The following is a 12,404-nucleotide window of genomic DNA, read 5'->3' as shown; positions in this document are numbered from 1 at the left end:
TTAACCCAACATTGGATATCATAACAAATTTTGGACCAAAATACTATGAACAAATTCTGTTAGAAATATAAATTTTATTATAATTACAATAACTTCTCTATAAGCTTTTTACATAACAAAAAGGCTTCGTTACATAGTCCGAATGATATCTCCGTACTATCTACAAAGCCTTTCTCATTAATAAATTTTAACATTTAATGTCTATGATCTATGATCTCTTTGCTAGATTTTTTTCGAACTATCTGCATCTGAATGATCCCTCGAATTACATCGTAAAGATATGGTTTATACTCTTCCATCGGTAATGGTTCATCCTCAAGAATACAACTATAACAGCTTGAACCTACTAATTCAACAATCATAAATAACATAATTTCTGGATTCTTAAATTCATAAGGGCTTTCCTCGACCATACGTAAATACGCATTATAAAAATCTGTTTCTCCGGTATCATGTCCTTTTAACAATGCAGTCTTAAATACGCCCCAGCTTAAATTCTTTGATATAAATTTTAGAAAATCTGGTTCTAAAGCTAGCCTATCAATAATCTGATCTGCTATAAATATCAAACGTTCCGAAAAATCTTTAATATTTGTTTTACTTAAGTTAAGTTCAGCTGCATGAAACAAAGTTCCTGCTTTATATGCAATAAGCTTGTCTCGTAAATCATACTTGTCCTTAAAATAGAGATAAAAGGTACCTTTGGCAACTCCAGCCTTTGTTACGATATCCGAGATCGATGTCTGAAAAAAACCTTTGGTCCGGAACAAATCAAACGAAGAATGAAAGATTGAATTTCGTTTTGCTTGTTTATTTTCCGTTACTCTTCCCATCAGCACTCAACCCCTTTCTTATCTATGGGGAATTATTATCGACACTATTGTCTACCGATTAATTATCTTTATACTAGCACAGAACATTTGAAACATCAATAGCTTGGTTTTCATTAAGTTTTCATTAAAATTAAACTTCGATATTGACCATCGGTCATTTTTGTGTTATAACATATCAATGATAAATGACCAGCAGTCATTTTTAAAGAATGGAGGATGAAAATATGATAAGATTTGGTAAGTTTGTTACCAAACACAAAAAATTAATTTTGGTGCTTGGTATACTACTACTAATTCCGTCTTTTATCGGTATGATATGCACTAGAATTAACTACGATGTTCTTACATACCTACCAAAGGACACAGAGACGATGATAGGCCAAGATATCTTAGTAAACGACTTTGGCATCGGAGCTTTCTCAATGGTAATCGTAGAAAACATGCCTGATAAAGACGTAGTAAAGCTCAAAGAAAAAATTAAGGATATTGATCATGTAAAAGATGTATTATGGTATGATGATGTGTTCCCGATTGATGTCCCAATCTCGATGCTACCAGATAAGATTAAGGATGCATTTAATTCAGAGAACTCTACCATGATGGTAGTTCTTTATGATGGAACAACTTCTGCGGATAGTACAATGGATGCCATCGGTCAAATAAGAAAGGTCACAGGAGAACAGGTTTTTATTAGCGGTATGTCTGCTCTTGTCACTGATACCAGAGACCTCTCCAATCAAGAAACACCAATCTATGTATTGATAGCTGTAGCGTTATCTTTACTTGTTTTATGCATTAGCATGGAGTACTTCTTAGTTCCATTTTTGTTTCTTATTAGTATAGGAATGGCAATTGTATATAATCTAGGAAGTAACATTATCTTTGGAGAAATTTCTTATATTACTAAAGCACTAAGCGCCGTACTACAACTTGGTGTAACAATGGATTATTCCATATTCCTACTTCATAGTTATGAAGAAAACAAATTACGTTACCCTGACGATAAAGACAGAGCTATGTCTCATGCAATATCAAATACTTTCTCATCCGTTGTAGGTAGTTCTATTACAACAGTAGCAGGTTTCATTGCCCTTTGCTTTATGAGTTTCACCCTTGGTAAAGACATTGGTTTAGTAATGGCGAAAGGTGTAGTTTTTGGAGTTATAGCCTGTGTAACTATACTTCCTTCCATGATTCTTCTTTGTGATAAATGGATTGAAAAGACAAAACATAGAGACTTCTTACCAGATTTAAAGGGTCTATCAACTTTTGTTACGAAACACTATCTTATCTTTGTTGTTGCATTCGTTGTATTATTGATTCCAGCTATCTACGGAAATAACCATACAGATGTGTATTATAACCTCGATGAATCATTACCAAAAGATCTTAAAAGTGTAATTGCAAATGATAAATTAAAAGAAGATTACAATATGGATACCACAATTATGCTTCTATTAAAGACCGACTTATCACAAAAAGATGTGGATCAACTCATGTCAGAAATTCAAGCTATCGATGGTATTGAGTGGACACTAGGTATTGATAAGCTTATTGGTCCAGCATTACCAATCTCTATGATACCGGATCATCTTTTCTCCTCAGTTCGAAATGATGATTATCAGCTTGAGATTGTAACCTCTAGCTATAAGGTAGCAACAGATGAAGTTAATAATCAAATTGATCAAATTAATCAAATCGTAAAGAAATATAGTAAAGATTCCCTAGTCGTAGGAGAAGCGCCTTTAACTAAGGACTTAATTACAATTGCAGATACAGACTTTCAGACTGTTAGCATCGTGTCCATTGTTATTATATTCCTTATCATTTTAGTGTTATTTAAATCAATCTCACTACCTATTATTCTTGTTAGTGTTATACAGTTAGCGATCTTTATTAATATGGGGATTCCATATTATACAGGAACACAACTTCCATTCGTTGCTTCCATTGTTATTGGAACAATCCAACTTGGTGCAACAGTAGATTATGCTATTTTAATGACTACAAGATATCGTAAGGAACGTTACAATGGAAAGAGTAAAATTGAATCCGTTACAATAGCACATCAAACTTCCATCAAATCTGTCTTTGTTAGTGCACTAAGCTTTTTTGCCGCTACCTTCGGAGTTGGATTGTATTCGAATATTGATATGATTAGTTCACTTTGTGGTTTAATGGCACGAGGAGCCTTAGTTAGTATGGTTGTTGTTATCTTTATACTACCTTCCATGTTTATGCTTTTTGACCGCATTATCTGCAAAACAAGTATTGGTTTCTTATCGAAAAAGGAAACAAATTAAAGGAGGAATAACTATGAAACGAATTTTAAATAAAGCAACTGTTTGTGTACTCTGTACTGCCATGGTTGGAGGTATCTGTTATGTAGGTACTACCTTTTCTAAAAATGAGGGCACCGCTTATGCTGCTACTCAGGCAAATGTAAATGATAATACAATCGATAAAATCATCAGTACTACTACTTCTTCTAACTTAAATAATAAGCAAGAAAATAAGAAGCCAGAAAAAGAAGAAGTCGTTTATGTTAAAATGAATTCCAGTGCTGACGTATCACAAGTAATCGTAAGTGACTGGCTTAAAAATTTTAATAACGATTCTGCACTACTAGATCAATCTGATCTTGAGAATATTACAAATATTAAAGGTGATGAAGTATTCGTAACCAATTCGGATGGAACCATATCATGGGAAGCAAACGGTAATGATATTTATTACCAGGGAACTACAACCAAGGAATTACCATTCGATGTGAAACTAACTTATATTCTTGATGGAGAAGAAGTTAGCGCAAATGACATTGTTGGAAAATCCGGTGCATTAACAATAAAACTTCAATTTCAGAGCAAAGAACAAGTACCATTTTCTATACTATCTACAACAACAGCAAGCACTGATATGTTTAAAAATGTGACTGCAAAGAATGCTAAAGTAATATCCGATGGCGACAAATATATTATTGTAGGTGTAGCATTAAGCGGAGTACAAGAGACTCTCAATTTAGAAAGCATTGAAATTCCAGAAGAAATTGAAATTAACTGCGATGTTATCAATTATGATCCAATTATGTTTCTTAATGTAGTAACAACCGGATTATTAACCGATGTCAACTTAGATAATGACCTTGATATAACGAAACTATCCGACTCTATAGATACCTTATATGAATCTTGCGAGGAATTAAGAGATGGAACAGCAACTCTTTCAAGCTCTCTATCCGAATTTCAAGGTAAGTCAGAGGAATACTTCTCTGGAGTAACAACTTTACTCGATGGCACAAAGGAATATACCAACGGAGTAGCTCAGGTTATCAGTGGTGTGAAAGAATTACATTCCAAATCTAATACTCTTATCGAAGGTATTAGTGCCCTATTAGAAGGTTCTAACTCCTTAGATGCTGGATTAAACCAAGCAAACACTGGAATTACTACCCTAAACAAAGAGTTTAAAAATTTAGTTGCAGGAAGTAAATCCCTAAAGGAAAATCTCGCTTCCTTACAGCAATTAGTTTCTGGTATTGTTGATGGTAAAGTAAAAGAAAATGCAGTATTTTCACAGTTACTACAAACTGTCGAAAATAATGAAAAGATTCTTGCAACATTAAAAGCAGCAAATGCTGATGCAAATATTATCGCAGCTTTAGAAAAAAATACAGTTGCACAACGTCAAATTGCAGAAGGCCTAATAACAAGCGGTAAAACATTAAGTGCTTATCTTGATAAATTAAATGGAGCTGTGACTCAAATATCTCAAGGTGCAGAAACTTTATATCAAGGTTGTACTTCCACAGACAATGCACAGGAAAAATTGCAAACTGGATTATCAAAACTTACAGCTGGTAGCAAAGCTTTAGAGGCAGGTCTAACCTCTTTAAATACCGGTTCCAAAGCATTAAAAGCAGGTATTGACCAATTGTATACTGGAGTAACGCAGTTAGAAAGTGCTACCTCTTCCTTAACAAATGGCTCTGCAAAATTAAAGGATTCTACAGGATTAATGACTAATGCAGTTGGTGATCTTACGATTGGTGGAAAGAAATTATCTGATGGAATGAATAAATTCTATGAAGAAGGAATAAAAGAAATTTATAATAAATATAATGATACAGTATCTGTATTTCAAGGAAAATTAGATGATTTAATCGAAAAAGGTGAGAATTATAAATCCTTTACTAGTCTAACCGATAATATGGATGGTACTGTAAAGTTTATAGTTGAAATCCAGTAATTTAGTTAATAAATAAGGGTTAATAGATTGTATCAAAATAAAATAGGGGTAATTTTGTTAAATCGTATGAAAGAAAATAGTTTTAAATAACGATATTATAATTTCAAGCAGCTAGTAATCCCCCAGTGATCCAGCTTCGCTAGATACACTGAACTAAAAAAGGTATGAAACCATTTTAGAATCTTGGTTTCATACCTTTTTTTATTATTCTTAATTTGTATTACTTTACAATTACGACTGTTCATGTTTCCTATTACTTTGCAATTACGACTCTTCATGTTTCCTATTACTTTGCATTTACAATTCTTCATATTTACTATTACTTACGATTACCAATCAATAGACTCTATTACCGTCCTTGTTTTTTTGGCGATTGTCCTTGTATCATAAACTTTGTATAACTAAATGTAACAAGTAATAATGCAACACCGATTGTATTTAAAATTTGTTGTGCATATAACTCCCTCTGAAATATGACAAGAGGGTTTCTTTGAAAATAATCTAATAGTCTTCCACCTAGGTAAGATATAAGAAAACCATAAACACCAGAAATTGAGGATAAAAGACTAAGCTGAATCATTCGTTTCTTTTCATCCAAGAATTCAAGTTGGATTCCAAATAAACCAATACCTATAAAGGACCACCCACACGCAGAGAAAAATGCAGCAATCGGTATCATAATATAGGCATTGCTAGGAAGTGAACAAGCTGTCAAAAAGTAATTTAATAATAACCCAAGTAAGGAATATTTAAATATTTTTGCCATACCAAATCGATCAGCAAGACGTCCGACTTTTGGTGAAATAAAGATTCGAAAAAGATTCGAACAAAACCCAATTATCATAATAAAAGTATATGGTAATGCTAATTCTTTAATCTGGTAACTAGAGTTAAACGGTGCTGCTATGTAAAAGGATGTCATCCATAAACAATTTAAACATAATGCTTTGAGAAAGTATCGATTTCCAAACGCAAATTTTAATTCTGACATCATACTATCATTACTATCAATTTTATGTACTGTTTTTGCCCGTTTTGCTAAATTACCATGCATCTCATATCCATCTTCATTTGTTAAGGATAGCCTTGGCTCTTTCATAAAACTGAATGCCACCAGGTTTACGATAACTAATATTGCTATCATAATACCAATCAATACAAATCCAATGGTTAAATGCCCATTTTTAAAATAATCCAGTATAATTCCAGCGATTAACATAACTGTTGCTACAACAAACACTGCTACGGAATCTTTTATTGCAAAATACCGTCCACGTAATCGACTAGGTACAAGACTTGCTATCCAATCTTGACTCGCTGGTGTTCCTATCTGGGTACAAATCTGCGCATAAAAATATCCTAACACAACCCAGATTACCTTTGCCCGCTCGCTTAACGTAAACAGTGGAATAAAGTAAATTAGTGAAAAAGCTAATTTTTGTAGTACTGTAAGGCAAACATAAAATTTATATTTTGGTAGCCTATTAACAAATCTCATCGTCATCAGCTGAAACACTGCTGCCAAGCTGGCAAGCGATGTTAGAATACCTATATTAGCATCCGAAATTCCAACATAAGACATCAGCGTTACAATAAATGTACCACCAGCAAGCTGCATCATTGTTTGATTCGCAGAATCTCCTACCGTGTACCACATTCTGCTTCTCTTTAAGTCCTGCTTATTTTCTGGCAAAGCCATAAAATAGACCCTTCGTAATTTACCCAGCAGGAATTTTGACATTACCATCAAGTTATTCATTGCTACCCCCATGCACACTAAATTCTAGCAAATTATCAAAAATATTCTGTTTTTGTGAATGTGATGTTCTAAGCATAGAATACCATGAATTTTATAGAATAACAATCAAAATAGTAACAAAGTTAAACATTTTTTATGACAAAGAAATGTTTTGAAAACGTACTTTTTTGTCATGTAAAAACCTAAATATTCTATTACAATTCCTTAAAAGAAGTAACCTTTCGTATCGTAACTTTATCCGTGATTGAAATAGAATCACAAAGTAATTCCGAATGTATATCATAACGCTTACGGTTGTTTTCCACATGATCTTTTGTCTCCGTTGCATAACAGTAGATGCAACCACTTGGACATGTATCATAACTCCCAATATCAATACTTTGCATACAACCACAAGCTACCCTTTGATTGTTATCTTTCTTTGCCTTTAACTTATAACCTACAAGCTCTTCAATCTTTGATTTATCAATACAGCAACCATGCTCTATTCCAAGATAGTCTAATGATATTTCTTCCGAACAAGTCATAACCGTCATATGATGTTGCTTGGCAATGTTTACAAATTCAGTAGATAGTTCATATATTTCTTCTTTGGTAACCTCGCGAAAAGGATCATTTTTATTCTCACGCTTCTTCATCTTACGGTATAAATCTAAAAAACTGATGACCACTCGATTGGTCGCACCGTCCAGTGCAGTCGCTATTTGTTTAAAAGCTTTTTTATGATATTCTACTGTATACCGCCCATTTATCATAATTGGATCATAACGCCAAACCATTCGTTCTTTTCCAAGTTTTTCTGCTAAATAAAGAAACTGCGGAATAAGAACTGTACGTTTATCAGGTAGGGAAGGTTCAATATCCTTCCCATACCCTGACAACGTAAAATGAATATAGTACATAAATTCATTTAATTCACTTATATGCTCAATCAATCCACGTGGGTGTTTTGTCCAAAAAACAATACAATCAATATCTTCTTTTCTTAATGGAATCTTACTAATTTGATGAGGGTTATATGGATTTTTGATACAAACCACCTCTTCTTTTAAACGCTCAAGAAACCATTCCATATAATAATTGGGAATATCCGTTCTTCTGCTAACACTAAGAATCATCACGAACCTCCTTCGTTTTTATGAAAATATCACATAGAAAATTTATGATATCAATAACCTAATTGCTTCCCGACGATTATAACCTTTATTCTGTCCTTAATAAACTGACCACGAATAATCGTAAAGTCATTGCAAATTCTATTCGGGCTTTTACAATCCACACAATAACCTAACGTGGTACATGGTGTTTCTTTCCCAAGTCTTTTCGCATCAATCGGTGCAGCATAATTTCTAACTCTTTTTTCAGCTTCTTCAATATTTTTTACAATCTTATTGATTCCAGTAACTAAAATAACCTGTTTTGGACCATATATCATAGGGGCCACTCTACTACCATTGCCATCAATGTTATAAAGCTCACCCTCTTCAGTTAATGCATTTGTACTACATAAAAATGTGTCTGCTGAAAAGTTATTCAAATAAGTTTGATGCTTCTCCTCTTTCGTAATTCCTTCTTTGTATTTATCTAAAAATAAATAATTCCCACGTCGTAAAAAATCAATTGTTCCAGTATCAAATAGTGTCATTGAGTCTCCAACACCAACTACTGAATTATCTTCCAGAAGGCGATTTAACAGGTTATGTAATTCAACCTCATCTTGGACATAAAAGCCAGCCATATTACGTTTATTTAGATTCTTAATTGTCCTTTCCACTTGCTTTTCTATATACCATAAAACTTTTTCATCCATTGTTAAAATCCTTCTTTCTATTTACTATATCTTAATTATGAAAGGTATATAATAAATTCACATACCTAATTTGTTGTATGCATGATAATAATATCCTTATCAGTTTGATAAAAAGTACATATTTTACAAAACTACAATTATCCGTTATGATAAATGCAGGTCGAATAAAGTCGAAGAGATACAGAAATTTGCTTCATTATTTTCTTTGTATCAAGACTATGAACAAAATTTTATAAGAGAGGTAATATTCATGGAACAAAATGTAACAAACCAATCGGTGCAACCAACGGATCCACAACACAAACATGTACTATGGCAATTATTTAAAGCAACTTTTTTCCTTAGTGCATTTACATTTGGGGGCGGATTCGTTATTGTATCATTAATGAAAAAGAAATTTGTTGAGGAGCTTGGTTGGCTGACCGAAGATGAAATGTTAGATATCACAGCAATCGCTCAATCCTCTCCAGGTCCAATTCCTATTAATGCTTCCGTTATTCTTGGTTATCGTATGAAAGGGATTATTGGTTCCCTTATCGCTGTTCTTGGTACTTCGTTACCACCAATGGTAATCATCTCTGTAATCTCCGTTTTCTATCAGCAGTTTAGAGAAAATGCTGTAATTGCAATGGCATTACAGGTTATGAGAGCTGGTGTTGCAGCGGTTATTTTTGATGTTGTTATTAATCTTGCTAAAAATGTCTGCAAAACCAAACGTTACTTGTATATTGGTTTGATGACAATTGCTTTTGTATTAACTTGTTTCTTTAAGGTTAGCGCAGTATTAATCATACTATCTTGTGTAGCAATTGGCGTAATCGATTTAATCGTACATTTAAAGAAAAAAGGAGAAACCGCATGATTTTCAAATTGTTTTTAAGTTTTATCCAAGTAGGATTGTTCAGTGTTGGTGGTGGATATGCTGCGATACCATTAATTCAACAACAGATTGTCGAGGTTCACAAGCTAATGACTATGGCAGAATTTACAGACTTGATTACCATAGCAGAGATGACTCCAGGACCAATCTCCATTAATTCAGCAACTTTTGTTGGTACACGCCTAGCGGGAGCATTTGGAGCCGTCATCTGTACATTAGGTGTCATTTTGCCTTCTTTTTGTATCTGTTTAGCGTTGGCATATTTTTATTATAAATATAGAAACTTTTCCGGTGTTCAGACCATATTGTCTGCCCTTCGCCCAGCTGTTGTCGCTTTGATTGCATCAGCAGGTATTTCCATCTTAATGTTAGGCCTATTTGGTACCGATAATAGTAACTTTGCTTTCTCTGATATTCGAGTTATCGAAGCACTGCTATTCGTAGGTGGTTTATTCCTTCTTAGAAAATACAAGGTTAATGCTATCGCAATCATTTTCGGTAGCGGTGTTATTGGTACAATCTTGTATGCTATTTTTTAAATCTAAGCTTAACTTAGAACATAAATCAATAAATTGTTTCAGTGGCTTTGATAGAAACTTATCTTTATGATAAATAAGATGTATTTTCCTATGAACATGAATATCTTCTAATTGCAGGATTTTAAGAGTTCCCTCCTCCACTTCTTTTCTGATAATCATCTGTGATAAGATAGCGAGGCCACGGCCATGCTCCACTGCATTTTTGATTGCCTCACTGTTCGTACAAGTCCATTTTTTTTGCATTGAAATATTTCTCTCGAGTAGAAGCTGTTCAAACTGATTTCGTTTTACACTACCTTCTTCTCGTGAGATTAATATTTCATTTTGCAATTCCTCAAATGTTATTATTTCTTTATGATATAATGGATGCGGCCTGCCTGCAACCAATACTAATTCATCCTCACTAAGCGGTATTTGCTTCATATCCTTATCAATTACTAATCCTTCCACAATACCTAGATCAAGTCGACAACTATGAATTAAACTTTCTATTGTTTGAGTATTATGAATAATAACACTCGTATCCAAATTACCATAAATCTCTTCATATCTGTCTAATAAGTCATTTAAAAAAGTGGTTCCAACAGAAACACTCGTACCCAATCGTATCCTTGAAACTTCCCCTGCATTCTTCATTACTTGTTCTGTATTTTCGAATAACTCAACTGCCTGTCTTGCATAAGGCAATAAAAGTTCTCCCATCTCAGTAATTGCAAGTTTCTGAGAAAGTCGTTCAAATAACTTGACTTGATAATGTTCTTCTAACTCTTGTATTGCTTGGCTTACTGCAGGTTGTGATATATATAGCCTTTCAGCTGCTCTTCTCATCTTTCCACATTCAACCACAGCAATAAATATTTTGAAATGTCTGATTGTCATTTAATTAAGCTCCTTCGGCATTTTGTTTCATAGTCAAAGCGGTTATTCGCAATCCGCTTGCGCTACTTGCTCATAATTTTTTTTCATATACCAGACGTTTTGTACCATCCTGCTGTAACAAAATATAACCACAAGGCTGATAACCTTCTCTTATAATTAAATGTTTCATCAATTCATTATTTGGATGAGTGTCAATCCTTATACTTTCCATACTTTCATTCACACACAGATCTTCTGCTGCTTGAAATAAACTTCTAGCCATTCCTTTTCCTCGGTAACTAGATGAAATTGCTGTACGGTGTATCGTTCCATAGATGACATTAGGGCATTGCCATTCTCCATCATAGACTATATGATAACTTTCATCTTCTCCATAACAAAGTGCCATATAAGCCAATATTTCCTTATTTTCTTCGAATACATAACCTTGTTCTTTCTTAATATCATTTAAAATTATTTCATTATTCGGAGAGCCATTCTGCCACTGGTCAATTCCTTGCTCTTTTAAAAAGGCTTTCGCCTCCTCTATTATCTTCATAATTGCATCTATATCTTTAATAATCGCTTTTCTAACCTTCATAGAAATCCCTTTCTATCTATTAAATATATCATTTTAGTTATCTATAACATTTTAGTTGATTTTTTTCCCAACAAGCGTAGTGAAAAGCTTAGGTCAGAGCAATTCCTCAATTACTTAAGCCCAATTACGGATGGAGAGATTTTGATACATTGTATCATATATCTTATCTGATTGCGATAAGAAACAATGGAAGAAAGTGAATTTTTTCGTATGAAATGCTAATGAAAACATACCTCTATTATGGTACACTTAAAATGTAGTCAGATAATGTAGAAAAAGGAGACGCCTATGAATATTTATTTTATACGACATGGTGAAACCGATTGGAATGTTGAAAACAAAATACAGGGTAGTAATGATATAGATTTAAATGGTAATGGAATCTCACAAGCATTGGCTCTAGGAGAGAAAGTAAAAACACTAGGATTACCAATTCAAAAGATATATACAAGTCCACAAAAAAGGGCACGCAAAACTGCAAAAATATTAAGCGAAGCAATACAAGTAGATTGCGTAGTTACCGCTGGACTTGAAGAGATGAATCTTGGGCGTTGGGAAGGATTAACTTGGAAAGAAGTAAAAGAAAAGGACATTGAAACCTTTAATATATGGTATCCTAACCGAAACACAGAAAAAACTCCCGACGGAGAATCTTATGAGGAGGTTCTATCCCGCTCTCTTGCTACCGTACAATCAATCCTAAAAGAAGAATCTCAGGATATTGCTATCGTTAGTCATGGTGCTGTTATTAAATGCTTACTATGCTATATAAACCAGCTACCATTTGATCAGATGAAGCAATTTCAAACAGGAAATACTTCAATTACAATCGTTGATGCCGATCACTTTAGGTAAAACTTAAATGGCTGATTATTCGGA

At 33.6% G+C, this 12,404-nt stretch carries 11 protein-coding genes; 5 read left to right on the top strand and 6 right to left on the bottom strand.

Annotation, left to right across the window (positions count from 1 at the left end; translation table 11 throughout):
* Nucleotides 1–194: 194 nt before the first annotated feature.
* Entirely contained in the window at nt 195–833 is a 639-nt protein-coding gene (locus RTP52_RS09340; RefSeq protein WP_312103728.1) for a TetR/AcrR family transcriptional regulator, read from the bottom strand.
* 224 nt (nt 834–1,057) lie between these two features.
* On the opposite strand from RTP52_RS09340, the gene RTP52_RS09335 reads away from it, so the two are divergent.
* Both RTP52_RS09335 and RTP52_RS09330 read left to right on the top strand, forming a co-directional pair.
* Nucleotides 1,058–3,136 carry an efflux RND transporter permease subunit gene (locus tag RTP52_RS09335; protein WP_312370782.1) on the top strand — a complete coding sequence of 693 codons (2,079 nt, stop codon included), beginning with the start codon at nt 1,058–1,060 and terminating at the stop codon, nt 3,134–3,136.
* A 13-nt stretch (nt 3,137–3,149) separates the two neighbouring features.
* Nucleotides 3,150–5,078 carry a hypothetical protein gene (locus RTP52_RS09330; protein WP_312370779.1) on the top strand — a complete coding sequence of 643 codons (1,929 nt, stop codon included), beginning with the start codon at nt 3,150–3,152 and terminating at the stop codon, nt 5,076–5,078.
* A 349-nt stretch (nt 5,079–5,427) separates the two neighbouring features.
* Here RTP52_RS09330 and RTP52_RS09325 read toward each other — a convergent pair whose 3' ends face one another.
* From RTP52_RS09325 to RTP52_RS09315, 3 genes are all read right to left on the bottom strand, one after another.
* Nucleotides 5,428–6,837 carry an MFS transporter gene (locus tag RTP52_RS09325; protein WP_312103736.1) on the bottom strand — a complete coding sequence of 470 codons (1,410 nt, stop codon included), beginning with the start codon at nt 6,835–6,837 and terminating at the stop codon, nt 5,428–5,430.
* Nucleotides 6,838–7,031: 194 nt separating this feature from the next.
* Nucleotides 7,032–7,955, bottom strand: a complete 924-nt coding sequence (locus RTP52_RS09320; protein ID WP_312370776.1) for a DUF1848 domain-containing protein — start codon at nt 7,953–7,955, stop codon at nt 7,032–7,034.
* A 50-nt stretch (nt 7,956–8,005) separates the two neighbouring features.
* Nucleotides 8,006–8,647, bottom strand: coding sequence for a lactate utilization protein (locus RTP52_RS09315; protein ID WP_312370773.1), 642 nt, complete (start codon nt 8,645–8,647; stop codon nt 8,006–8,008).
* A 250-nt stretch (nt 8,648–8,897) separates the two neighbouring features.
* Between RTP52_RS09315 and RTP52_RS09310 the strand changes: the two genes are divergently transcribed.
* Entirely contained in the window at nt 8,898–9,509 is a 612-nt protein-coding gene (locus RTP52_RS09310; protein ID WP_312106596.1) for a chromate transporter, read from the top strand.
* The gene (locus RTP52_RS09305; RefSeq protein ID WP_312106597.1) at nt 9,506–10,066 is read left to right on the top strand and encodes a chromate transporter; all 561 of its coding nucleotides are present in this window, start codon (nt 9,506–9,508) and stop codon (nt 10,064–10,066) included. Before RTP52_RS09310 ends, RTP52_RS09305 begins: the two co-directional genes overlap by 4 nt.
* On the opposite strand, the gene RTP52_RS09300 is transcribed toward RTP52_RS09305, so the two are convergent.
* Nucleotides 9,977–10,945 carry a LysR family transcriptional regulator gene (locus tag RTP52_RS09300; protein WP_312370771.1) on the bottom strand — a complete coding sequence of 323 codons (969 nt, stop codon included), beginning with the start codon at nt 10,943–10,945 and terminating at the stop codon, nt 9,977–9,979. The two genes, RTP52_RS09305 and RTP52_RS09300, sit on opposite strands and share 90 nt — an antisense overlap.
* Before the next feature lie 70 nt (nt 10,946–11,015).
* A complete protein-coding gene (locus tag RTP52_RS09295) occupies nt 11,016–11,525 on the bottom strand; it encodes a GNAT family N-acetyltransferase (RefSeq protein WP_312370769.1) in 510 nt (169 codons plus the stop codon).
* Between the two features lie 288 nt (nt 11,526–11,813).
* Here RTP52_RS09295 and RTP52_RS09290 point away from each other — a divergent pair, with 288 nt between their 5' ends.
* A complete protein-coding gene (locus tag RTP52_RS09290) occupies nt 11,814–12,380 on the top strand; it encodes a histidine phosphatase family protein (protein ID WP_312370767.1) in 567 nt (188 codons plus the stop codon).
* Nucleotides 12,381–12,404: the final 24 nt, after the last annotated feature.

The sequence above is a fragment of the Lachnoclostridium sp. genome (assembly GCF_031997925.1).
In the GTDB taxonomy this organism is placed as follows: Bacteria; Bacillota; Clostridia; order Lachnospirales; family Lachnospiraceae; genus Lachnoclostridium.
The sequence above is the reverse complement of the archived record's forward strand: the minus strand, read 5'-3'. Positions and strand labels throughout refer to the sequence as shown.